This is a genomic window from Serratia sp. CY33525 (genome assembly GCF_052169115.1).
GTDB lineage: Bacteria > Pseudomonadota > Gammaproteobacteria > Enterobacterales > Enterobacteriaceae > Serratia > Serratia sarumanii.
The window spans coordinates 216325-237368 of sequence record NZ_JBJNLK010000003.1; the positions used below are offsets into that span (position 1 = coordinate 216325).

24 protein-coding genes are annotated in these 21044 nt (G+C 61.5%); 12 read left to right on the forward strand and 12 right to left on the reverse strand.

All coding sequences use genetic code 11. From position 1 onward, the window contains the following. Positions 1 to 80: 80 nt before the first annotated feature. The 6 genes from ACJ8IM_RS09735 to ACJ8IM_RS09760 all read right to left on the reverse strand — a co-directional run bounded on the left by ACJ8IM_RS09735 (position 81) and on the right by ACJ8IM_RS09760 (position 6722). Positions 81 to 1163, reverse strand: coding sequence for a porin (locus ACJ8IM_RS09735; RefSeq protein WP_033652812.1), 1083 nt, complete (start codon positions 1161 to 1163; stop codon positions 81 to 83). A gap of 32 nt (positions 1164 to 1195) precedes the next feature. Further along, complete coding sequence (locus ACJ8IM_RS09740) at positions 1196 to 1987, reverse strand: ABC transporter ATP-binding protein (protein ID WP_033652813.1); 792 nt, start codon at positions 1985 to 1987, stop codon at positions 1196 to 1198. Between the two features lie 15 nt (positions 1988 to 2002). After that, positions 2003 to 3529 carry an ABC transporter permease subunit gene (locus ACJ8IM_RS09745; protein ID WP_101455731.1) on the reverse strand — a complete coding sequence of 509 codons (1527 nt, stop codon included), beginning with the start codon at positions 3527 to 3529 and terminating at the stop codon, positions 2003 to 2005. Between the two features lie 679 nt (positions 3530 to 4208). Continuing rightward, positions 4209 to 4898 (reverse strand): trehalose-6-phosphate synthase, encoded by a 690-nt coding sequence (locus ACJ8IM_RS09750; RefSeq protein WP_033652815.1) that lies wholly within the window; start codon positions 4896 to 4898, stop codon positions 4209 to 4211. 13 nt (positions 4899 to 4911) lie between these two features. Beyond that, positions 4912 to 5316, reverse strand: a complete 405-nt coding sequence (locus tag ACJ8IM_RS09755) for a GNAT family N-acetyltransferase (RefSeq protein WP_229601674.1) — start codon at positions 5314 to 5316, stop codon at positions 4912 to 4914. Positions 5317 to 5351: 35 nt separating this feature from the next. After that, positions 5352 to 6722 (reverse strand): glutamine synthetase family protein, encoded by a 1371-nt coding sequence (locus ACJ8IM_RS09760; RefSeq protein ID WP_060438138.1) that lies wholly within the window; start codon positions 6720 to 6722, stop codon positions 5352 to 5354. A gap of 245 nt (positions 6723 to 6967) precedes the next feature. Between ACJ8IM_RS09760 and ACJ8IM_RS09765 the strand changes: the two genes are divergently transcribed. Further along, entirely contained in the window at positions 6968 to 7294 is a 327-nt protein-coding gene (locus ACJ8IM_RS09765) for a hypothetical protein (RefSeq protein ID WP_033652818.1), read from the forward strand. On the opposite strand, the gene ACJ8IM_RS09770 is transcribed toward ACJ8IM_RS09765, so the two are convergent. The 4 genes from ACJ8IM_RS09770 to ACJ8IM_RS09785 are packed head-to-tail and all read right to left on the reverse strand — an operon-like array spanning position 7285 to position 9507. After that, positions 7285 to 7680: a hypothetical protein gene (locus ACJ8IM_RS09770; protein WP_033652820.1), complete on the reverse strand. Its 396-nt coding sequence runs from the start codon at positions 7678 to 7680 to the stop codon at positions 7285 to 7287. The two genes, ACJ8IM_RS09765 and ACJ8IM_RS09770, sit on opposite strands and share 10 nt — an antisense overlap. Before the next feature lie 13 nt (positions 7681 to 7693). Further along, on the reverse strand, positions 7694 to 8086 hold the full coding sequence (locus ACJ8IM_RS09775) for a hypothetical protein (protein WP_033652821.1): 393 nt from the start codon (positions 8084 to 8086) through the stop codon (positions 7694 to 7696). Positions 8087 to 8113: 27 nt separating this feature from the next. Further along, positions 8114 to 8503 carry a hypothetical protein gene (locus tag ACJ8IM_RS09780; RefSeq protein ID WP_033652822.1) on the reverse strand — a complete coding sequence of 130 codons (390 nt, stop codon included), beginning with the start codon at positions 8501 to 8503 and terminating at the stop codon, positions 8114 to 8116. After that, on the reverse strand, positions 8503 to 9507 hold the full coding sequence (locus ACJ8IM_RS09785; RefSeq protein ID WP_015376494.1) for a hypothetical protein: 1005 nt from the start codon (positions 9505 to 9507) through the stop codon (positions 8503 to 8505). Before ACJ8IM_RS09785 ends, ACJ8IM_RS09780 begins: the two co-directional genes overlap by 1 nt. Before the next feature lie 271 nt (positions 9508 to 9778). On the opposite strand from ACJ8IM_RS09785, the gene ACJ8IM_RS09790 reads away from it, so the two are divergent. Next, on the forward strand, positions 9779 to 10129 hold the full coding sequence (locus ACJ8IM_RS09790) for a type II toxin-antitoxin system RelE/ParE family toxin (RefSeq protein ID WP_033652823.1): 351 nt from the start codon (positions 9779 to 9781) through the stop codon (positions 10127 to 10129). 3 nt (positions 10130 to 10132) lie between these two features. Continuing rightward, entirely contained in the window at positions 10133 to 10432 is a 300-nt protein-coding gene (locus ACJ8IM_RS09795) for a helix-turn-helix domain-containing protein (RefSeq protein ID WP_019453270.1), read from the forward strand. On the opposite strand, the gene ACJ8IM_RS09800 is transcribed toward ACJ8IM_RS09795, so the two are convergent. Continuing rightward, positions 10422 to 11339, reverse strand: coding sequence for a LysR family transcriptional regulator (locus tag ACJ8IM_RS09800; RefSeq protein WP_033636930.1), 918 nt, complete (start codon positions 11337 to 11339; stop codon positions 10422 to 10424). The genes ACJ8IM_RS09795 and ACJ8IM_RS09800 overlap by 11 nt on opposite strands. Positions 11340 to 11507: 168 nt before the next feature. Here ACJ8IM_RS09800 and ACJ8IM_RS09805 point away from each other — a divergent pair, with 168 nt between their 5' ends. From ACJ8IM_RS09805 to ACJ8IM_RS09835, 7 genes are all read left to right on the forward strand, one after another. Further along, positions 11508 to 12206, forward strand: coding sequence for a CoA transferase subunit A (locus tag ACJ8IM_RS09805; RefSeq protein WP_004933280.1), 699 nt, complete (start codon positions 11508 to 11510; stop codon positions 12204 to 12206). An 11-nt stretch (positions 12207 to 12217) separates the two neighbouring features. After that, positions 12218 to 12871: a CoA transferase subunit B gene (locus ACJ8IM_RS09810; RefSeq protein ID WP_033648566.1), complete on the forward strand. Its 654-nt coding sequence runs from the start codon at positions 12218 to 12220 to the stop codon at positions 12869 to 12871. Positions 12872 to 12884: 13 nt separating this feature from the next. Beyond that, positions 12885 to 14069 (forward strand): acetyl-CoA C-acetyltransferase, encoded by a 1185-nt coding sequence (locus ACJ8IM_RS09815; RefSeq protein WP_033652824.1) that lies wholly within the window; start codon positions 12885 to 12887, stop codon positions 14067 to 14069. Between the two features lie 18 nt (positions 14070 to 14087). Then, positions 14088 to 15011, forward strand: coding sequence for a 3-hydroxyacyl-CoA dehydrogenase family protein (locus tag ACJ8IM_RS09820; protein ID WP_033652825.1), 924 nt, complete (start codon positions 14088 to 14090; stop codon positions 15009 to 15011). Between the two features lie 45 nt (positions 15012 to 15056). Next, entirely contained in the window at positions 15057 to 16448 is a 1392-nt protein-coding gene (locus ACJ8IM_RS09825; RefSeq protein WP_033652826.1) for a GntP family permease, read from the forward strand. Positions 16449 to 16460: 12 nt separating this feature from the next. After that, a complete protein-coding gene (locus ACJ8IM_RS09830) occupies positions 16461 to 17231 on the forward strand; it encodes a 3-hydroxybutyrate dehydrogenase (RefSeq protein WP_033652827.1) in 771 nt (256 codons plus the stop codon). Between the two features lie 371 nt (positions 17232 to 17602). After that, positions 17603 to 18739 carry a porin gene (locus tag ACJ8IM_RS09835; protein ID WP_033652828.1) on the forward strand — a complete coding sequence of 379 codons (1137 nt, stop codon included), beginning with the start codon at positions 17603 to 17605 and terminating at the stop codon, positions 18737 to 18739. Between the two features lie 38 nt (positions 18740 to 18777). Here the strand turns inward: ACJ8IM_RS09835 and ACJ8IM_RS09840 are convergent, their stop codons facing one another. Continuing rightward, positions 18778 to 19599, reverse strand: a complete 822-nt coding sequence (locus ACJ8IM_RS09840; RefSeq protein WP_033652829.1) for an AraC family transcriptional regulator — start codon at positions 19597 to 19599, stop codon at positions 18778 to 18780. 120 nt (positions 19600 to 19719) lie between these two features. Between ACJ8IM_RS09840 and ACJ8IM_RS09845 the strand changes: the two genes are divergently transcribed. Together ACJ8IM_RS09845 and ACJ8IM_RS09850 are read left to right on the forward strand one after the other, a co-directional pair. After that, positions 19720 to 20097 carry a hypothetical protein gene (locus tag ACJ8IM_RS09845; RefSeq protein ID WP_033652831.1) on the forward strand — a complete coding sequence of 126 codons (378 nt, stop codon included), beginning with the start codon at positions 19720 to 19722 and terminating at the stop codon, positions 20095 to 20097. Positions 20098 to 20107: 10 nt separating this feature from the next. After that, positions 20108 to 20983 (forward strand): helix-turn-helix domain-containing protein, encoded by an 876-nt coding sequence (locus tag ACJ8IM_RS09850; protein WP_033652832.1) that lies wholly within the window; start codon positions 20108 to 20110, stop codon positions 20981 to 20983. Positions 20984 to 21044 lie beyond the last annotated feature (61 nt).

Consider the following 21044-nt stretch of genomic DNA (forward strand, 5'->3'; position numbering starts at 1 on the left):
GAATTAAACGAGAGAATAAGAGGCCAGCGGAAAGTCACATAATAAACCGGCCGGAGAGCGCCCTCCGGCCGGGATGAGGATCAGAACTGATACATGATGCCGGTTTCGACGATGTCGTCGGCGCCGGCGCCGACGGCGTTCTGCCGTTGCAGCAGGTTGAGTTTGTACTCCACGTAGGTCGACATGTTGGCGTTGAAGCTGTAATTCAGCGCCAGATCCAGGTATTTGACCAGATCGGCGTCGCCAATGCCGGGCAGGTTGCGGCCGCGCGTTTGCAGGTAGGCCACCGAGGGCGTGACGCCGGAATCGAAGTGATACTGCGCGACCGCCTCAATAGCGTCCGCGCGGGGGGCGAAGCCGGCGTAGCGATCGCCGTCGACGTAGGTCATGTTCTCGGTGCGCGCGTAGCTTGCCGCCAGGTAGAGGTTGTCCTGGTCGTATTTCAGCCCCAGGGTCCAGGCCCGGGCGCGATCGCCGTCAGCCAGGCCGAAGCGCTGTTGCGCCACGGTGCGCGCAGAGTTGGCGTAAGCGGCGCCAACGTTGAGCCCCACGCCGGTGTCGTAGGTGGCGGAAAAGGCGTAGCCATCGCCGTTTTGCGTCTGGATATCCTTCGCCCGTTGAGCGTCGTCTCCCCGATTCTTCCCCTGATATTGCAGGCCGAGATCCAGGCCGTCGACCAGACCACCCAGGCTGCGGCTGTGGTAGGTCAGCAGGCCGTTGGCGCGGCCGGTCATAAAGTTGTCGGCCGCTTCGTAGCTGTCGTTGCCGAATTCAGGCAGCACGTCCGTCCAGCCGGCCACGTCATACAGCAGGCCGTAGTTGCGGCCGTAATCCAGGCTGCCCCAGTGGCCGAACGTCAATCCGGCAAAGCCCAGGCGGGTATAGCTGTCGCCCGGCCCGGCGCTCTCCGGCTGATCGAGCCCTGCCTGATATTCCCATTGGCCATACCCCGTCAGCCCGTCGCCGATCTGCGTCTCGCCTTTGAAGCCGAAGCGGGTATAGGAGCGGTCGCCGTTATTGTCGGCGTCGCTGCTGAAGTAATGCACGCCGTTCAGTTGGCCGTACAGATCCAGTTTATTGCCGTCTTTATTGACGATTTCCGCGCCGGTGGCGGCCGCCGGCAGCAGGATGACCAGCGTCATCAGCACGCTTTTATGGTTCATTTCAGTTCCCCAAGTGGATGAAAACAGGGCCGTTAACCGGCTGATTGCGCTTGCGCGATTTTTTTGTACAGGCAGCTGCGGATCCGATCGGTGAGGTGCCGCAGGCTGTCCCGGTTGCGCGCCGCACGCGGGATATTGACGCTGAACTCGTCGTCGATCCGTTTGCTGGTCGCGTCCAGGATCAGCACCCGATCGGACATCAGCACCGCTTCTTCGACGTCGTGTGTCACCATCACCATGGCGCGCGTGCGCAGCCGGTTGTCTCCCCACAGCGTCAGCAGGTCGCCCCGCAGTTTTTGCGCGGTAAAGATATCGAGGGCGGAGAAGGGTTCGTCCAGCAGCAAGAGGTCGGGCTCTACCGCCAACGCCCGGGCGAAGCCCACCCGTTGACGCATGCCGCCCGAGAGCTCGCGCGGCCAGGCGTGCTCATAGCCGGTCAGGCCCACCAGGCGCAGCAGCGCTCCCAGCCGCTCGGCGATCGTCTGCGGCGGCAGCCGTTGCGCCAGCAGGCCGAAGGCGATGTTGTCGTACACCGTTAGCCAGGGATAGAGCGCGTAGGACTGAAACACCATGCCGACGTTGGCGCTCGGGCCGTCGACCGGTTTGCCCGCCAGCGTGAGCGTGCCGCTGTCCGGTGGGATCAGCCCGGCCAGCATGCGCAGCAGCGTGGACTTGCCCGAGCCGGATTGCCCCAGAATGGTGACGAACTCGCCGGCGTGCACGGTCAGCGTCACGTCGCGCAGCACGGGTTTGGGGCGCTTGTTTTCGCCGATAAACGTCTTGTTCAGCCGGCTGGCGCTGATAATTACCTCTTGAGTCAGCATGTTGTTCCCCCTTGATCAGTCATATTTGAATTTGGTTTCCGCGATGCGATACAGCGGTTGCCAGACGAAGATGATGCACAGCGCCACCAGCGCGCACATGGCGGCGCAGCCCAGCGCGGACTCCGGGTTCTTGCCGGCGTCGGTGACGACAGAAATGAACGCGCCCAGCCCGGTGGCGCTGAGGGTGGTGCTGCCCCACTGGATCACCTCGGCGGCGATGGCGCTGTTCCAGGCGCCACCGGCGGCGGAGATGATGCCCGTCACGATGTAGGGGAAAATCGCCGGCAGCATGTAGTAGCGCCACCAGCGGAAGCGGCGCAGCCCGAAGGTTTCGCTGACTTCGGTGATCTGCGTCGGAATGGCGGATACGCCGGCGATCACGTTAAACAACACGTACCACTGGGTGCCCAGCATGATCATCGGGATGGCCCACCAGCCGAGATCCTGATGATAAATGGCGATGAAGGCGGCGATCAGCGGGTAGAAAATGTTGGGCGGAATGGCCGCCAGGATCTGGATGATCGGCTGGAAGATCTTCACCAGCCGCGGATTCATGCCGATCCACACCCCCAGCGGCGTGAAGATCGCCACGCTGAGCAGCATGGCCGCGGCCACGCGCGCGGTGGTGAGCAGCATCCATTCCGGCAGCATGGCGAAGTACTGTTTGGGGAAGTATTCCCACAGCCGGTAACCGAACCAGACGCAGGCCAGCACCACGCCGAGATACCACAGGCTGCGCCACAGCCAGTTTCCCTTGGCTGCGAGCCTGAACAGGCGGTGCAGGCCGAGGGCGTACCACAGCCGCGGCAGCTTGAACAGCCACAGGTCAGCCAGCGCGCGCAGCGTGTGGCCCAGTGCCGCACCGACGTGCGAAAAGGCCAGACTGTTGTAGAACCACGGATTGCCGAACGGCCGGCTGGCGGTGACGTCTTCGTATTTGAAGCGCGCGGTGTAGCGCACCAGCGGGCGGAAAACCAGCTGATCGAGCAGCACGATGTTGGCGGCCAGCGCGACGATCGCATACAGGATCGCCGGCACGTTCTGCTGCGCCAGCGCTTCGGCAATATAGGAGCCGACGCCGGGCAGTTCGACCGAGCGATCGCCGACCGGAATGGCTTCGGAGGCCACCAGGGCGAACCAGGCGGCGGATTGCGACACCATGGCGTTCCACAGCAGGCCCGGCACCGAATAGATGAACTCCAGCCGCCAGAAGCGTTGCCACGGGTTGTAATTGAAGCTGCGGGCGGCTTCATCCAGCTCCTTGGGCACGATGCGCAGCGTCTGATACAGCGTCAGCATCATGTTCCAGGCCTGGCCGGTAAACACCGCGAAGATGGCGGTGCACTCCAGCCCCATCACGCTGTGCGGGTAGAGGTTGAGAAAATACACGGTCGTGAAGGTCAGGAACCCCACCAGCGGCACCGACTCCATAAAGTTGACGAAGGGCAGGATCACCCGGCGCAGCGGCGTATAGCGTGCGGCCAGCACGGCGAATACCACAGAAAACAGCAGCGACCAGGCCATGCCGAGGAGAAAGCGCATGCTGGTTCTGAGCGAATAATAAAGCAGGTTCCAGGCATCAAGACTAATGGCAGAGACGTTTTGTTCATTGAAGTCACCGTGCATGTCACCCCAGGCACGAATAAAAAAGGCAATGAAAAAAACACCGATGGCGATAACGATAAAGTCATTTAAATAAGACTTTCTGAAAACAGATGTACCCCGGTTATTTTGCATAACGCAATACCTTATTTTTCCCATAAGAAATCCGTCGGCGCTCGGGGAATATGCCCGGCGACACCAGATAAATACCGCCGTAGCGGCTGAGACAGACGTTGTTTTCGCAGCGGGGCGATGGGTGGGCCGGCAGAGTGGGAAAGGCCGTCAGAAGGGGAACGGTTGCCGCATTCCGTGTCTTTCAGAATGCAACGCGGATGGCATTATTGAAAGACGCCCAATAGCATTAGCGTAAAACTAAAACTTTCATCGCCCATGGGGCCCTCCTCGGTTTAAATATGGCAGGGAGAGGGTAATGTTTTTCGCCAATAAAAAGCAATTGGCGCCGCGCGGTTTTTACGGTTGATGTGTAACAGGATAAATATTCATTTTTTAATCGCTATATCCGGAAAATAAATTAACGCATGGTGATGGCAATAAAGACGGGAAAAATAAATCGCGGCGAAATAAAACGGCGCGCCTGAAGGGTGCGCGCCGCCGTAAATCAATAAACCTGCCTGCCGTTGATGCCAGCGGGGAAAATGCCGGTGGCGAAAATATGCCCGTTGGCCTGGATCTGGTCGTCGGGCAGCATCTCCAGCGGGAACTCGGCGGCCAGGCAGCTGAGAAAGGCATTGCGATCGTCCGTGGTGGTAAAGCCAATCAGATCGTAGAACAGCAGCGAGGCGATCAGCTGGCGATGTTCCGGGATGCGCCGCAGCAGCGCCGCCGACGGGAACGGCAGGTGGAAGAAAAACGCGCAGGCGTTAAGCAGCCCTTGCTCCTTCAGCGCCTGGGCGCAGGGCAGCAGCTGGTAGTCGTCGATGCAGACGGTATCGCCGGGGCACAGGTGCTCGCAGGCGATATCGGCAAACCGGCGGTTCAGCTGCCGATAGGCGCGGTAGTTTTCCGGCGTGAAGTGCGCCTTCTCCGGCTGGTTGTGGAACACCGGCCACAGGCCGTCGTGGTAATAGCCCTGATAGTGGCGGCGAAACTCCTCGATCGACAGCGGAAAGGTCACCTGATCGTAACCGGCGCGCTGCCGGCAGCTGATCGGGCGCTGCGCGAAATTCTGCACGTCGCCGTTCCAGCCGAGCCACAGCCCCGGTTCGGCATCGGTCGCCAGCGTCTGGCCGGCGCAGGCCAGATCCTTACCGTCGCACTGCTTGTTGGAAATCAGCACCAAACGAGACATGGGGGCCTCCTCATCAGTGAAGGGCGCGCAGGGCGTGTGCCGAACCATCGGCGCGCCAGGGTGCTTGCAGGGCGGGCAGCGTGACGCGCAGGCCGCGCAAGGCCGGATGCGCCAGGCAGCAGCGCGTCAGCCAGCTTCCCAACCCGACGCCGCGGTATTCGGCGCTGATGAACAGTTCGCTCACCGAGGCGAAGGTGGCGTAATCGGTCACCATGCGGGCGAAGCCGAGCAGGTGGCGCTTGCGGTACAGGCCAAAGCACAGGCCGTGGTACACCAGGCGCTCGGCCGCCGCCCGATCCGGCAGGCTGAGAAAACGTTGGATCGCCTCGATATCCAACAATTGCCGATCGGTGCTGATATGAAAAACGCCTTTACGCCAGCAGAGTAGCGGCTGCACGGGCGCTCGTTGCGGTTGCATATTCATGATTATCCTTAGGTTAATGAACCGGGGGGTTACAGCATCCAGCCGAGTTCGGCGGCGGTGACCTGTTCCTCGAAGCGGCGCAGTTCGGCGCTTTTGCAGGTGTGCCACAGGGTGCAGAACGCCGGGCCGAGCAGCTCACGCAGCGGATCGCTGTGGCGGAACAGCGCCAGCGCCTCCTGTTGGCCGAGCGGCAAGGGCGCGGCGTTGTCGCTCTCGCAGCCGTTGGCGGCGGGCGGCAGCGGCAGCGGCTGTTCCAGCCCGTGCAGCAGGCCGCCGAGCATCACCGCCAGCGCCAGATAAGGGTTGGCGTCGGCGCCGGCCAGGCGGTATTCGATGCGCTGGTTGGCGCTGTCGGCGCAGGGCAGGCGCAGCGCCACCGTGCGGTTGTTGTGGCCCCAGGAGGCGCGCAGCGGCACGTGCATGCCGGGGCGGAAGCGGCGAAACGCGTTGATGTTGGGCGCCAGGATCGCCATCGACGCCGGCATCAGCGCCAGCATGCCCGCCATCGCCTGCTGCATGTTGTCGCTCAGTTCGCCCGGCGCGCCGGTCAGCAGGTTCTCGCCGTGCTCGTTCTGCAGGCTGATGTGGAAATGCAGCCCGCTGCCGGCGGCGTGGGCGCAGGGCTTGGCCATAAAGCAGGCGTGCTGGTGATGTTGCTCGGCAATCTGCCGCGTCAGGCGCTTTAGCGCCATGATCTGGTCGCAGGCTTCCAGCACGCGCCGGCTGTGATGCAGATTCAGCTCGTATTGGCCGGAGGCGGCTTCGGCCACCACGCCGGTCAACGGCAGGTTTTGCAGGCGGGCGTGCCGTTCGATGTCGCTCAGCAGCGCATGGTGGCGCTCGGGCGCATCCACCGCGAAGCTCTGCGTCGGGCAGGTTTCCGCCGCGGCGGGGTGCTGCGGATCCTGCAGGTAGAACTCCAGTTCGGCCGCCACCACCGGGAAGCAGTTGCGCTCGTGCAGGCGCTTCAGCACCCGTTGCAGCACCACGCGCGGCTCCAGCTCGCAGGCGCCGCCGTCGGCATTTTGCATCGTCAGCAGCAACTGGGCGTGGCGTTCGGGATCGCGCGCGCAGGGGCGCAGCGTGCCGGGCACCGGCAGGCACAAGCGGTCCGGTTCGCCCGCCCGCTGCCCCAGCCCGCTTTCTTCAATCACCCGGCCGTGCAGATCCAGGGCGTAGATCGACAGCGGGAAGTAGCAGCCTTTCTCCAGCCCAAAGGCTTCGGCGATCGGCAGCCGCTTGCCGCGCAGTTGGCCGTTCAGATCGTGCAGATAAATATCCAGCTGTTCGGTCTGCGGATAGCGCTGCAGGTAGTGTTCCAGCTCTTTGTGGAAGGCGCGCGTTGGCGAAGCGGGCAGCTCCGCCAGCAGCGGATTGAAGCCGATGATATTAGAATGCATGGCGCGCTCCAGAACGACGACCGGTCACGGCCAGAGGCAGGGATAAACGCATGGGACAACTCTCTTGTGAGGCCATAGCGGCGATGTGAAAAGGGTATCTGCGGCGGCAAAAACTGTCTGTAAAAACGCCGTAACGTTAACGGGGCGCGGAATAAAAATGCCGTAAAGAGCGTGGCGGCGTTGGCGGGTTGGCCGCGCCGGCACGGTCTATACTGGCGAGACGGGCCGTTGAAGGAGAGATAACGATGAAGAGAATAGGGCTGCTTATCGCCGCGCTGGCCGCGTTCAACGCCACCGCGTCTTCCCCACAGGCGTGGGCCGAGAGCGAAAGGGCGATGCGCGCCGCCTGCCTGAAAGCCAGCGGGCTAAAAAACGCCAGGGTGGAAGGGGCGATCGTTCACTACGGCGACGACGTCGGCTATTCGGCGCTGTTTATCGGCGGGCGCTACCCGCAGCCGTTTATGAAAAACAAGCCGGGCAGGGAGCTGTGCTTATATCAGCGCGCTACGCAGAAGGCGGCGGTGCAGGCGGTGCAGGCGGTGGAGGGGAGCAACGCGTCTGCTCAACCTTGATGCTTGATGAGGTAAATAAAAATACAGCCCACGGTGGTAATAATGGCCTCTACGAGTAAAAGTATAAAATCCATCGCCAGCCATTTCTGTAGCTCAGGAGAGGCGGTTTTTTGCACGAAATCATAGGTTTTCGCATCGAGCCAAACCTGACCCCTAATCTTGATTTTTTTCCTCTTCAGGATCCAAAGAAACCACTGTACCTTCAATGAGGTACCTAGCATGCCGAGGCCGTCGGCAAAGGCGAGGTAGGGCGGAATAAAATGTCCACTGCCGGCGTAATGTTGATAGAACGCGTCAAACTCTTTTTTATGGCGACGGTAGCCAATGAATTGGATGCAGGCGCTTAAAACCAGCAGCGTTAAGCATAATATGACAAGGGTTTTCATTGAGCAGCCTGAATCACGACATTCTCGCTATTATCATAAAGATCAATGCCATGATGAAGAGCACGCCTTCCAGCGCCAAAAGCGTGCCGTTGTTTTTCATCCAGGTCTGCAAGCGTTCAGATGATGAAAGACGAACAAATTCATAGGTCTTGGCGGGAAGATATTGGTTTTTCTTTACCTTGATTTTCTTCCCGCAAAGGATCCATCTGAACCATTGGGCTTTGATGGAAGTACCTAAAGAGCCAAGGCCATCGGCAATCGCGACGTGAGCAGGGACAAAGTGGCCCTGTTGGGTATAGCGTTGATAAAAAACATCGAACTCGCGTTTATAGCGACGAGAGTAAATATATTGAACAAGCCAACAAAGTAAGAGCAGCACGGCTGCAATAAGTGATGCTGTTTTCATAAGCCACCGGCTAAGGTTCAAGGGGCGTTATGCCTTGCTCAAAAAAGCAAAGATACACATCAACGCCAAACACCCCATTTTCAGCACGCTTAAGATGAAGTCTTTTCGAAGCCAGTTTTTGAGGCGTTGAGATGTGTTTTCATTCACGAATTCGTAGGTTTTTGGGCTCAGAAAAGCGTTTTTCCCTATCTTTATTTTTCTGCCATTCAATATCCAACGGAACCATTGCGCTTTGATAGATACACCGAGCAAACCAAGGTTATCCGCGAAGATGACAAATGGAGGCAAGGGATGGGCGCTTTGTACATAACGTTGATAGAATTCAGAAAATTCTTTTTTATAGCGCCGATAGTAAAGGTACTGAACCAGGGCGCTAATCAATGTCAGAGTGAAGAACAGGACGATAGCGATTTTCATTATTCACCAAAAATGAAACCAGTAATGCTGTCGGCGGCTACACCGCCACCCCAACTGCCAGCTGCGCCACCCAGAGCAGCGCCTGCTATACCGCAAGCTAAAATACCGGTACCAAACGTGGAGGCGCCTAAGACGATACTACAAGCTGTCATTGCTAACATCGCACCACCTTCACCCCCCAAAATCCCCGCCGCAGTACTTGCCGCAAAATGACTGTATCCCTTCACCGCGATCTTGGCGCACTCCTGTTCACGGCCGGTGGTGCAGGCGTTGTAGACGTCGTTGGTGGTGTTCAGCCCACTCAATCCGATGCCGATCCAGCCGCCGGCTTTCATAAACTTGGCCGCACGGCTGGCGCTGTCGACGTAGTTCGAATAGCCCTTGATGGCACCGACGCCGGCAGTGCTCCATTCATGCACCAGCGATTTACTGGAGAGCCCCAGCGCGTGTTTGATTTGCGCATACTCTTTCATATTGAGTTGAGCACGAGTAAGGCGATTCAGTAATGGTTTTAATGTACCGAACAGCCGCGCCCGTTCCACCTGAAACTGCGTGCCAATCAAAGCGCCACTCGTGCGGAACTGATTTTGGTAGGTTTTTTCAATCTCGACCAGGATATTTTTGATCTGGCTGAAGTAGCGTTCTCCGGCATCCGAAGCCAGCCCGACGACCGTTTCCCCATAGCTGGTGAAGGCGGCGATAGCGGCGTAATTGCGGTGCAAGAAGGTGGAGAAATCGCTGTCACCGGCTTTCACCGCTTTGCTGGTGCGGCTCTTGGCCTGCATCAGGGCGGCGATCTGCGTAGATTGATTATGATTGCGCGGATCGGCGACGATCAGCATTTGCCCCGGTTGAACCAGCGGCGTATCGGCATTGAGCTGCATAAAAAAGCGTGCCGCTTCCGATGGCTTGCCACCGAACAGGTAGTTGGCGTGGAAGGCGAGCGGGCCGGTTTGTTGGGCGATGCAATAGCCCGGTGCGATGCTGCTGGACTTCTGTTCCATGTCGAAAAGCCTCCTTATTTTTAGGAAACTTAACATTTTCTACAGGGTGGTAACAGGTTCTGGCTCACGCTCTCGATCGGAGAATCATCTGAAAACAGCGGTATTTCGCTAAATCTGCCACTCCTTTCCTCTTTTCGATTGAATTGCTGAATGGTGTCTTATCGGTTTCTTTTGCGAGCTGCCAGGCAAAACGCCAACGGCGGTCTGGAGAAAATTATATATTCCGGTCTATCGTCTTGCCATAGATTGTACTCTATAATCAGGAGATGCCATGTGGACGGTAATGACAGCGGAAGAGTTTGATCGGTGGCTCTGTGAGCAGGATGAATCGACGCAGGAAAAGGTGTTGGCCGCGCTGGTGATGCTCGAGCGTGCAGGGCCTTCTCTTCGGCGGCCTTTTGTCGACGTGCTGAAAGGCTCGTTGCATCCCAACATGAAAGAGCTGCGTATTCAGCACAAAGGGCGGCCGATTCGCGCTTTTTTCGCCTTTGATCCGGCGCGGCAGGCGATTGTGCTGTGTGCGGGCGACAAAACGGGTAATGAGAAGCGGTTTTATAAAGTGATGCTGCCCATCGCGGATGCGCAGTTCACCCAATATTTGATGTGTTATTTCAAGGAGTAACCCATGAGCACCTTAAAGCAACTGCTGGCCTCCCGCACCCCGGAGAGCCGCCGGCGCATCGAGGAAATGGCCGAAGAGATGCTGTTTGAAGCGCACCTGCACCAGCTGCGGGAAGCGCTGAATATTTCCCAACAGGAACTGGCGAAAACGCTGGGCATTTCCCAGCCTTCGGTCGCGGCCATCGAAGGGCGCGGCAACGAGCTGAAGATTTCGACCCTGAAACGCTACGTGGAAGCGATGGGCGGCACGCTGCGCCTGGACGTTGAGCTGCCGGGCGGCAAGCACGTCGGGTTTACGGTCTAAGCGCGGGCTGCGCGCCACTCTCCGCCATTTCCCGTTCGATCACGGTCGCCAGCGCCTGCGCGGCGGAAGAGAGTTGGTGCTGCGCCAGGCGGATCAGGCCCACGCGCCGTTCGATGATCGGGCCGATCAGCGGCACGCAGACCGCCCCCAGCTCATCCATCTGTTGCTCGCACAGCGCCGGCACCGCGCTGGCGCCGAGGCCGTTGGCCACCATGCGCCCGACCGTCACCAGCTGGTGGCTTTCAAACGCCACCTCCAGCGTTCGCCCGCTGCGGGCCAGTTCCTGTTCCAGCAGCAACCGCACCGCCGATGGCCGCTGCAGGGTGATGAAATCCAGCGTCAGCAGCTCCTTCCAGCTTACCTGCGCCTTGCGCGCCAGCGCCGAATCCTTCGGCACCACCGCCAGAAAGCGATCGCGGCACAGCGGGGTGAAGTGCAGGGTGTCGCTCGGCTCCGGCTCGAAGGCGATGCCCATCTCCACCCGCCCTTCGCGGATCATTTCAAACACCTGCTCGTTGATGACGTCGTGCACCGCCACGTTGATGCCGGCGTAACGATCGCGAAATGCCTTGAGGATCGGCGGCAGCGGGTTGCCGGCGAACGACGGCATGGCGGCGATCGCCACCTTGCCCATCTGCAGGGTGAAGCGCTGGCGCATCGCCTCTTCCGCGTTGTCCCAGTCCGCCAGCAGCTGGCGCGCCATCGGGAAGAAGGTTTCCCCCTCCGGCGTCAGCGTCACCCGGCGGGTGGTGCGCAGCAGCAGCGGCCCGCCCAGCGCGTCTTCCAGCCCACGGATCGCCAGGCTGAGCGCCGGCTGCGAAATATTCAGCCGCTCGCTGGCCTGGGCGAAGTTCAGAGTGTGAGCTACCGCTAAAAACGCGCGTAACTGTTTGATGCTCATTTTCATTTTGGTTGGCGTTAACTCTTTGTTAATTGTCGGTTAACGTGTGATTAATAAAAATTCTAAATGAATGAGGCATAAAAACAAAATTAACAAATCATTTTTGTGACCTGAAGATGCCCTCACGCAAGCCAGGGCATTTCGCCCTGCGCCGCAACATGCAGGGGCAACGATATGGCAGGGCTCGACAAACGCGTCGGCAGCTACCAGGAAGCGCTGGCAGGCCTGACGGACAACATGACGGTGCTGGCGGGCGGCTTTGGCCTGTGCGGCATCCCGGAAAATCTGATCGAAGAGATCCGCCGGCGCGGCGTGCGCGGGTTGACGGTGGTCTCCAACAACTGCGGCGTCGACGGGTTCGGCCTCGGGCGGCTGCTGGAAACCCATCAGATCCGCAAGGTGGTGGGATCTTACGTCGGCGAAAACGCGCTGTTCGAGCAGCAGGCGCTCAGCGGCGAGCTGGAGGTCGATCTCACGCCGCAGGGCACGCTGGCGGAGAAGATCCGCGCCGGCGGCGCCGGTATCCCGGCGTTCTTCACCGCCACCGGTTACGGCACGCCGATCGCCGAAGGCAAAGAGGTGCGCGAGTTCAACGGCCGCCCCTACATCATGGAAACCGCCATCACCGGCGATTTCGCCATCGTGAAAGGCTGGAAGGCCGATCACTTCGGCAACGTCATCTACCGCCACACTGCGCAGAACTTCAATCCGCTGATGGCGACCGCCGGGCGCATCACGGTGGTGGAAGTGGAAGAGATCGTGGCGCCGGGCGAACTGGATCCGGCGGCGATCCATACCCCCGGCATCTACGTCGATCGGCTGATCCAGGGCACCTTCGAGAAGCGTATCGAACAACGCACCCTGCGGGCATAAGGAGAATTCGCATGCTTACCCGGGAACAAATGGCGCAGCGCGTGGCGCAAGAGCTGAGGGACGGTTACTACGTCAACCTGGGCATCGGCATCCCGACGCTGGTGGCCAACTATGTGCCGGCGGGCATGGACGTGATGCTGCAGTCGGAAAACGGCCTGCTGGGGATGGGCGAGTTCCCGACCGAGCAGCAGCTGGACGCCGACATGATCAACGCCGGCAAGCAGACGGTCACCGCGCGCCTCGGCGCGTCTATTTTCGATTCGGCGCAGTCGTTCGCCATGATCCGCGGCGGCCATGTCGATCTGACCGTGCTGGGGGCGTTTGAAGTGGACGTCGAGGGCAACATCGCCTCGTGGATGATCCCCGGCAAGATGGTCAAGGGCATGGGCGGCGCGATGGATCTGGTGGCGGGGGCGGAGAACATCATCGTGGTGATGACCCACGCCTCGAAGGGCGGTGAGTCCAAGCTGCTGCCGCGCTGCACGCTGCCGCTGACCGGCGCCCGCTGCATCCGCAAGGTATTGACCGATCTGGCCTACCTGGAAATTGAAGACGGCGCCTTCGTGCTGCGCGAACGCGCGCCGGGCGTCAGCGTGGCGGAGATTGTCGCCAAAACCGCCGGCCGGCTGATCGTGCCGGATCAAGTGCCGGAAATGCGTTTCTGAGACGGAGGTGAATGTGCAACAACGTGAAGTGGTGATCGTGGCGGCGACGCGCACGCCGGTCGGCAGTTTTCACGGCGCGTTGGCGCCGTTGACGGCGGTGGAATTGGGCACGGCGGCGGTGCAAGGGCTGCTGGCGCAAAGCGGGGTGGCGCCGCAGCAAATTGATGAAGTGATCCTCGGCCAGGTGCTGACCGCCGGCTGCGGGCAGAATCCGGCGCGCCAGACCGCGCTGAATGCCGGGCTGCCCGTGACGACGCCGGCGCTGACCATCAACAAGGTGTGCGGCTCTGGTTTGAAGGCGGTGCATCTGGCGGTGCAGGCGATCCGCAGCGGCGACGCCGAGGCGGTGATCGCCGGCGGCCAGGAGAGCATGAGCCAGTCGCCTTACCTGATGGCCGGCGCGCGCGCCGGTCTGCGCCTCGGCCACGCGCAGATGGTGGACAGCGTGATCCACGATGGCCTGTGGGACGCGTTCAACGACTACCACATGGGCATCACCGCCGAGAACTTGGCGGAGAAATACGCCATCAGCCGCGCCGAGCAGGACAGCTTTGCGCTGCGCTCGCAGCAGAAGGCGCAGGCGGCGCAGCAGGCCGGGCGTTTCGCGCAGGAGATCACGCCGGTGACGGTGCCGCAGCCGAAGGGCGAGGCGCTGCTTGTTAAGCACGACGAGCAGCCGCGCGACACCAGCCTGGAGGCGCTGGCGCGGCTGCGCCCGGCGTTTCGCAAGGAGGGCACGGTGACCGCCGGCAACGCCTCGTCGCTCAACGACGGCGCCGCCGTGGTGTTGCTGATGAGCGCGGAAAAAGCCGCTGCGCTGCGCTTGCCGGTGCTGGCGCGCATTGCCGGTTACGCCTCGTCGGGCGTCGATCCGGCGATCATGGGCATCGGCCCGGCGCCGGCCGCGCGCCGCTGCCTGGAGAAAGCCGGCTGGCGGCTGGAGGAGGTCGATCTGATCGAAGCCAACGAAGCCTTCGCCGCGCAGGCGCTGGCGGTGGGCAAAGAACTGGGCTGGGAGGCGGAGCGGGTCAATGTCAACGGCGGGGCGATCGCGCTGGGGCATCCGATCGGCGCGTCCGGCTGCCGCATTTTGGTGTCGCTGCTGTACGAAATGCAGCGCCGCGGGGTGAACAAGGGGCTGGCGATGCTGTGCATCGGCGGCGGGCAGGGCGTGGCGCTGGCGGTAGAGCGCCCGTAAACAACCGAGGAGGGCACGATGCAGTCATCTGACTATGCGGTACTGGGCGCCGGATTGATGGGGGTGGGCATCGCCACCCACTTTATTCGCCACGGCCATGAGGTGCTGCTGTACGACCCGGATCCGCAGCGCCTGGCGGAAGCGCCGGCGGTGGCGAGCGGCATTCTGGCCGAGCTGAGCAGCGTCGGGCAGTTTGATAACGCTGAGCGCGACGCGGCGCTGGCGCGGCTGCGCGTGACCGGCGATCTGAACGACGTGGCGCGCGCCCGGCTGCTTATCGAGGCGATCCCGGAACGGCTCGAGCTGAAGCACGCGCTGTATGAGCAGTTGGAAGGGCTGATCGCCGACGACGCGGTGATTGCCAGCAACACCAGCGGCCTGCCGCCGGACGAGCTGGCGGCGCGCATGACCCACCCGCAGCGCCTGCTGATCGCCCACTTCTGGCACCCGCCGCACCTGATCCCGCTGGTGGAGATCGTACCCGGCCGCGCCACCGATCCGCGCCATCTGGCGGCGATGCAGGTGCTGCTCGGCGGGATGGCGCTGGAGGCGGTGCTGCTGGAGCGCGCCGCGCCGGGGTTTGTCGGCAACCGGCTGCAGTTTGCGGTGCTGCGCGAGGCGCTGCACATCGTCCACAGCGGCATCGCCAGCGCCGAGGTGGTGGATCAGGTGATGCGCGCCTCGCTGGGGCGGCGCTACGCCATGGTCGGCCCGCTGGAGGCCGCCGACATGACCGGGTTGCCGACGGTGGCGGACATCGCTCGCCACCTGTTCCCGGAACTGGCGACCGGCGACGAGATGATAGCGCTGGTGGAACAGCGGCTGCAGCGCGGCGATACCGGCCAGCGCAGCGGCCGGGGATTTTATCTTTGGGATGACGCACGCAGGGAACGCATTCAACGGCGACGGGCGCATCAGCTGCGCTTTGCGCTGAAACCGTAATTTCGCACTCCGTACCTGACAATAACAACGATACTGAGGTGACCGATGAGCGTTTTGATTGCCCTGGCAGCACTGGGATTACTGATGCTGGCCGCCTACCGCGGCTACAGCGTGATTTTGTTCGCCCCGATCGCCGCGCTGGGCGCGGTGCTGTTGACCGATCCCGGCGCGGTGGCGCCGACCTTCACCGGGCTGTTTATGGAGAAGATGGTCGGCTTCGTGAAGCTCTACTTCCCGGTGTTCCTGCTGGGGGCGGTGTTCGGCAAGCTGATCGAGCTGTCCGGCTTCTCCCGTTCGATCGTCGCGGCGGCGATCCGCATTCTCGGCCGGCGTCACGCCATTCCGGTGATCGTGCTGGTGTGCGCGCTGCTGACCTACGGCGGGGTGTCGCTGTTCGTGGTGGCGTTCGCGGTCTATCCGTTTGCCGCCGAGCTGTTCCGCCAGAGCGGTATCCCCAAGCGGCTGATCCCGGCCACCGTGGCGCTCGGCGCCTTCTCCTTCACCATGGACGCCTTGCCCGGCACGCCGCAGATCCAAAACATCATCCCGACCAGCTTCTTCGGCACCAATGCCTGGGCCGCGCCCTGGCTGGGGCTGATCGGCTCGCTGTTCATCATCGCGGTCGGTCTGCTGTATCTTGAACGCCAGCGGCGTAAGGCGCAGCTGAAGGGAGAAGGGTACGGTACCGATCTGCTGAACGAGCCGGAAACTCCGGACGACATCAACCTGCCGAACCCGCTGATCGCTATCCTGCCGTTGATTTTGGTCGGGGTATTCAACCTTGGCTTCACCCATTGGATCCCGCAGTGGTACGGCGCCAGCCACGAGCTGACGCTGCCGGGGCTGGCCAAGCCGATCACCACCGACGTGGCGAAGATCACTGCCATCTGGGCGGTGGAAGCGGCGCTGGTGTCGGGTATTCTGCTGGTGGTGGTGTTCGGCTTTCGCAATATTCGCGGCCGGCTGGCGGAAGGCAGCAAGACGGCGGTCGGCGGCGCGATCCTGGCGGCGATGAACACCGCCTCCGAATACGGCTTCGGCGCGGTGATCGCCGCGCTGCCGGGCTTTTTGGTGCTGTCGCAGGCGCTGTCGGCGATCCCCAATCCGCTGCTGAACGAAGCGATCAGCGTCACCCTGCTGGCCGGCATCACCGGGTCGGCCTCCGGCGGCATGAGCATCGCGCTGGCGGCAATGGCCGATAATTTCGTTGCCGCCGCCCACGCCGCGCATATCCCGCTGGAAGTGCTGCACCGGGTGGCCTCGATGGCCAGCGGCGGCATGGACACCTTGCCGCACAACGGCGCGGTGATCACCCTGCTGGCGATCACTGGCCTCAGCCACCGGCAGGCCTATGGCGGCATCTTCGCCATCACCCTGATCAAGAGCGCCGCGGTGCTGTTCGTGATCGGCGTGTTCTACCTGACCGGCATTGTTTAAAGGAGCGATACCATGAGTGTACAAGGCAAAACCGCGCTGGTGACCGGCTCGACCAGCGGCATCGGCCTCGGGATAGCGTCCGTGTTGGCCGCCGCCGGCGCGCGCGTGATCCTCAACGGCTTCGGCGACGTGGAGCAGGCGCAAGCGCAGGTCGCGCAGCTGGGCGCCGCGCCGGGGTATCACGGCGCCGATCTCGGCGATGCTGCCCAGATAGCGGACATGATGCAGTATGCCGAACGCGAGTTCGGCGGCGTGGACATTCTGGTGAACAACGCCGGCATTCAGCACGTGGCGCCGCTGGATCAGTTCCCGGTGGAGAAATGGAACGCCATCCTCGCCATCAACCTGTCGGCGGTGTTCCACACCTGCCGATTGGCGCTGCCGGGGATGCGCGAGCGCAACTGGGGGCGCATCATCAACGTGGCGTCGGTGCACGGGCTGGTGGCGTCGAGAGACAAGTCGGCCTATGTGGCGGCCAAGCACGGCGTGGTGGGGCTGACCAAGACGCTGGCGCTGGAGACCGCGCGCACGCCCGTCACCTGCAACGCCATTTGCCCCGGCTGGGTGCTGACGCCGCTGGTGCAGCAGCAGATCGACAAGCGCATTGCCGCCGGGACCGACCCGCAGCGGGCGCGCGATGAGCTGTTGGCGGAGAAGCAGCCGTCGCAAGAGTTCGTCACGCCAGAGCAGCTCGGCGAGCTGGCGCTGTTCCTGTGCAGCGATGCGGCGGCGCAGGTGCGCGGCGCCGCCTGGAACATGGACGGCGGCTGGCTGGCGCAGTAGTGAATTCTCTTTCCCGGAGCGCGCAACGCGCTCCGTCGTTATCTCCCGCCATGAGTTAATTCTCCTGCGTGACGGTTTACCTGCGGCAATAATATTTATTTGTTATTTGCTATCTTTATTTCCAGATAATAACGCCGGTTTATTTTGGGTGAAACGTGCGGATTGGTTTGTTTCGTGCTGCGGTTATTACATTATTTTTCTCTGCGTTACAGATGAACACGTTTTTGCTGAAATTAAATCCAACCTGAAATAATGGCAGGTTATGGCGTGAATTTTTATATCTTGCGTGCGCTGTTCACATCGGGTAATTATTTCCGCGTGGCTTAAGACCACCGTGTTTATAACAATAATTTTTTCGGGCAGGGGTAATAATGAGAAAAAATACAACGCCAATATTCATTGGCGGCGTCTTGCTGTCGGCGTTATCCGCCGGCGCACAGGCCGAGATCACCATTCTGGATAAAAACCCGCAGAGCAATGTGTTGCTGGCACCGCTCAGTTTAAAGGTGGGCGGCAGCATTCGCCCCGAGTGGATCTTCAATAACGGCCCGGAGCCGGGCTATGACAAAAACGGCCACGACGGCGGCACGCGTTTTCGCTTCAGCGGCGACTATGCGCTGACGCAGAACACCTCGATCATCGGCTATTACGAGTGGGGCGTCGATCTGGCGCACGCGCTCAGCTGGGACGGGCACTATAACGAAGACGGCAAGCGCGACTATCAGCGCCAGCTGTACGCCGGTTTCAAAGACGATCGTTACGGCACCCTGACCTACGGCCATCAATACGGCATCTATTATTCGGTGGTCGGCATCAAAAGCGACGTCTGGGATAACGATGGCCACGCGGGCGGCACCGGCATCGGTATTTCCGGCGACTACGATGGCGGCAATAAACCGAAAAACAGCATCAAGTACACCAATGATTTCGGGCCGGTAACGCTGTACGCCAACTATTTATTGCCGGAAGACGATCTGCACACCGCGGATAACCTGATTTATCGCCGCAAGGGCGGGGGCGGGCTGGGCTTCGATTACAAGGTGACGAAGGATTTCACCTTCAGCGCGGCCTACAGTTATACCGACGCGAAGATCAAAGACAATCTGTACAACGAAAAGGATTATCACCAGCAGCTGTCCGGTACCGCGTTGACCTGGCAGCCGAACAACTGGTACATCGTCGGCACCGCCAGCTACTACAAAGACTATGTGCCGAGCACCCGCCAGCGCATGCTGTCGCACTTCTTCGCCGGTGACGGCTACGGGTTGGAAGGCTTCGTCGGTTACACCTTCAATATCGACAAGCCGTTCCTCAAATCGATCCAGCCATACGTGGCGGCGGACTCGCTGCGGCTGAAAGGGGACGAGGCGTATCACGCCAACCACGTTTACCTCGGCGCGGGCACCACCATCGGTTACGGTCTGTCGGTGTATGTGGAGCGCACGCTGGCCAACAGCAGCGACAACGAGCCGGACTCCACCTGGATTACGGTGTTCTACGACTTCTGATTTTCACCTGCTCCAAGCCGGCGCCTGCGCCGGCTTTTTCACATGGTAATTGCGCCGCCCAGGGTTTCTCCAGAGGCGTTGCGCTCCGCCAGGTAGCGCGCCGGCGGTTTGCCTACCGCCTTTCTGAACATGGTGACGAAGCCGCTGGCGCTCTCGTAGCCCAGATCCAGCGCCACCGTCTGCACGCTCTCGCCCTGCGTCAAGCGCTGCAGCGCCAGCATCACGTGCAGCTGGCGCCGCCAGTGGCCGAAGCTCATGCCCATCTGTTGTTGCAAGGTGCGGCTGAGGGAGCGCTCGCTCATGCCGATGCGCTGCGCCCACTGCCCGAGGGTGGATTTGTCCGCCGGGCAGCTCAGCATGCCTTCGGTCAACTGCCGGATGCGCGCGTCGTCGGATACCGGCAGGTGCAGATTTTCGATCGGCGCGGCTACCAGCTGATCCAGCAACACCGCCGTCAGGCGCCCTTCGGCGCCCTGTTCGTCGTAGAGCGGTTCGAAGGTGGTGGCCTGCAGCAGCAGCTCGCGCAGCAGCGGCGAGACCGACAGCGTGCAGCAGTTTTGCGGCAGACCGGCGGCGGCATGTTGATCGACGAACAGGCAGTAGGCCTCGGTGGAGCCGGCGCCCTGGGCGTTGTGCAACACGTTGCCCGGCATCCACAGCGCGCACTGCGGCGGCACCAGCCACAGCCCGTTTTCCGCTTCGCAGCGGATCATGCCGCGCACGGTGTAAATCAGCTGCGCCTTCTGGTGGCGGTGCGGCTCGATTTCCCAATCCTGCTCGAGGGTCGAACCTTGCAGGGCAAACAGCGGGCGCGGCACCTGATCGATATCCAGACAGCGGCGGGGGATCTGTACTTTCATGAGAACAATTCTCAATTTGGCGGAATTGAAAAGTATTATGTCCTGATTGCGCAATGCGGTCTAGCGCCGGTGCCGATAAAGTAAGCGCCAGCCCTAAACCATTTCCTGAGGAAACTGATTATGTCATTGGATACCGCCGATTTTCCGCTGGTATGGATGCGCCAAAACGGGCGCGATACCCAGGCCGAGCTGGCCGAATTCAGCGCGCTGCTGGCGCGCGCCGAGCCTTTTGTCCTGATGACCGACCGCAGCGTCGGCGATGAAGGTGAAGAACACGATCGCGATGCCCGCACCCAGGTGGCGCTGTGGAAACGCGATAACCGCGAGGCGCTGAAGCTGTGGGTGAAAGGCATGATCATGCTGGAGCCGGACGACGCCAAACGCGCGGCGGCGGAAGAGTTCGCCGAATATGGCGCCAAGTTCTGGGGCTATCCGGTGCTGGTGGCCGCCGATGAAGCCGCAGGCCGGGTATTGGCGCAGACGTTATTGTTAAAATAAGGGGAATACCATGCACCAGCAACAGGTGATTGAACAGCTGCTGGCCTGGATCGAGCAGAGCCTGGATCAGCCGCTGACGCTGGACGACATTGCCGCCAAGTCCGGCTACTCCAAGTGGCATTTGCAGCGGATGTTCAAGCAACATACCGGCCATATTCTCGGCACGTACGCGCGCCGCAGAAGGCTGACCGCCGCCGCGCGCGAACTGCGCCTGACCGGCACCAGCGTGGCCTGCATCGCCGACACTTACCAGTTCGATTCGCAGCAGACCTTCACCCGTTGCTTCCGCAAACAGTTCGGTCTGCCGCCGGCCAGCTATCGCCGCAGCCAGGATTGGTCGAGCTATGGCCTGCAGCCGCCGCTGCGGCTGACCGAAACACCGTTGCCGCAGGCCGATATCGTGACGCTGCCCGCCATGCAGCTGGTGGGCAACACCCAGCGCCGCAGCTTTACGCTGGGGCAGCTGGCGGCTTCCAAGTGCGAGCTGCGCCGCCACGCCTGGCGGCAGCTGCTGCAGCCGCAGGCGCTGCCGGAGGTGGTATACGGCCTCACCAGCCTGGAGGTCGACCGGCAACGCCGGGGTAATCCGCGCATGGCCTATACCGCCGCTCTGCCGGACGAAGGGGCGATGGGGGAGCGGGTGACTATCGAACAGGGGGAGTATGCCCGTTTCACCTATCAAGGGCAGGCGGAAGGGTTACAAAACTTTATCGTGCGGCTGTACGACACCGCGATGCCGCAGATGAACGCCGTCCGCCGGCCGGGGCAGGATATCGAGCGTTTCTACCCGGCGCAGGAGGGCAGCTGCCCGCTCGGCGGCGCGGCGATCCGCTGCGAATATCTGATCCCTATTCGGCGGGTGGAAGCGTTGGCCGCCGCCGGTTAGACGGCGGTTCTCGCAAAAAATCGCCTTCGTGGCGCTTCAGGTTACAAAAAATTGCGATATT

Excerpts from the sequence above, each read along its gene's own strand:
- ACJ8IM_RS09835 (WP_033652828.1), top strand. The coding sequence starts at position 17,603 with ATGAGAAAAAATACAACGCCAATATTCATTGGCGGCGTCTTGCTGTCG.
- ACJ8IM_RS09760 (WP_060438138.1), bottom strand. The coding sequence starts at position 6,722 with ATGCATTCTAATATCATCGGCTTCAATCCGCTGCTGGCGGAGCTGCCC.
- ACJ8IM_RS09800 (WP_033636930.1), bottom strand. The coding sequence starts at position 11,339 with ATGAAAATGAGCATCAAACAGTTACGCGCGTTTTTAGCGGTAGCTCAC.
- ACJ8IM_RS09770 (WP_033652820.1), bottom strand. The coding sequence starts at position 7,680 with ATGAAAACCCTTGTCATATTATGCTTAACGCTGCTGGTTTTAAGCGCC.
- ACJ8IM_RS09830 (WP_033652827.1), top strand. The coding sequence starts at position 16,461 with ATGAGTGTACAAGGCAAAACCGCGCTGGTGACCGGCTCGACCAGCGGC.
- ACJ8IM_RS09805 (WP_004933280.1), top strand. The coding sequence starts at position 11,508 with ATGGCAGGGCTCGACAAACGCGTCGGCAGCTACCAGGAAGCGCTGGCA.
- ACJ8IM_RS09735 (WP_033652812.1), bottom strand. The coding sequence starts at position 1,163 with ATGAACCATAAAAGCGTGCTGATGACGCTGGTCATCCTGCTGCCGGCG.
- ACJ8IM_RS09795 (WP_019453270.1), top strand. The coding sequence starts at position 10,133 with ATGAGCACCTTAAAGCAACTGCTGGCCTCCCGCACCCCGGAGAGCCGC.
- ACJ8IM_RS09740 (WP_033652813.1), bottom strand. The coding sequence starts at position 1,987 with ATGCTGACTCAAGAGGTAATTATCAGCGCCAGCCGGCTGAACAAGACG.
- ACJ8IM_RS09825 (WP_033652826.1), top strand. The coding sequence starts at position 15,057 with ATGAGCGTTTTGATTGCCCTGGCAGCACTGGGATTACTGATGCTGGCC.
- ACJ8IM_RS09750 (WP_033652815.1), bottom strand. The coding sequence starts at position 4,898 with ATGTCTCGTTTGGTGCTGATTTCCAACAAGCAGTGCGACGGTAAGGAT.
- ACJ8IM_RS09775 (WP_033652821.1), bottom strand. The coding sequence starts at position 8,086 with ATGAAAACAGCATCACTTATTGCAGCCGTGCTGCTCTTACTTTGTTGG.
- ACJ8IM_RS09785 (WP_015376494.1), bottom strand. The coding sequence starts at position 9,507 with ATGGAACAGAAGTCCAGCAGCATCGCACCGGGCTATTGCATCGCCCAA.
- ACJ8IM_RS09755 (WP_229601674.1), bottom strand. The coding sequence starts at position 5,316 with ATGCAACCGCAACGAGCGCCCGTGCAGCCGCTACTCTGCTGGCGTAAA.
- ACJ8IM_RS09845 (WP_033652831.1), top strand. The coding sequence starts at position 19,720 with ATGTCATTGGATACCGCCGATTTTCCGCTGGTATGGATGCGCCAAAAC.
- ACJ8IM_RS09745 (WP_101455731.1), bottom strand. The coding sequence starts at position 3,529 with ATGCGCTTTCTCCTCGGCATGGCCTGGTCGCTGCTGTTTTCTGTGGTA.
- ACJ8IM_RS09765 (WP_033652818.1), top strand. The coding sequence starts at position 6,968 with ATGAAGAGAATAGGGCTGCTTATCGCCGCGCTGGCCGCGTTCAACGCC.
- ACJ8IM_RS09840 (WP_033652829.1), bottom strand. The coding sequence starts at position 19,599 with ATGAAAGTACAGATCCCCCGCCGCTGTCTGGATATCGATCAGGTGCCG.
- ACJ8IM_RS09790 (WP_033652823.1), top strand. The coding sequence starts at position 9,779 with ATGTGGACGGTAATGACAGCGGAAGAGTTTGATCGGTGGCTCTGTGAG.
- ACJ8IM_RS09810 (WP_033648566.1), top strand. The coding sequence starts at position 12,218 with ATGCTTACCCGGGAACAAATGGCGCAGCGCGTGGCGCAAGAGCTGAGG.
- ACJ8IM_RS09780 (WP_033652822.1), bottom strand. The coding sequence starts at position 8,503 with ATGAAAATCGCTATCGTCCTGTTCTTCACTCTGACATTGATTAGCGCC.
- ACJ8IM_RS09850 (WP_033652832.1), top strand. The coding sequence starts at position 20,108 with ATGCACCAGCAACAGGTGATTGAACAGCTGCTGGCCTGGATCGAGCAG.
- ACJ8IM_RS09820 (WP_033652825.1), top strand. The coding sequence starts at position 14,088 with ATGCAGTCATCTGACTATGCGGTACTGGGCGCCGGATTGATGGGGGTG.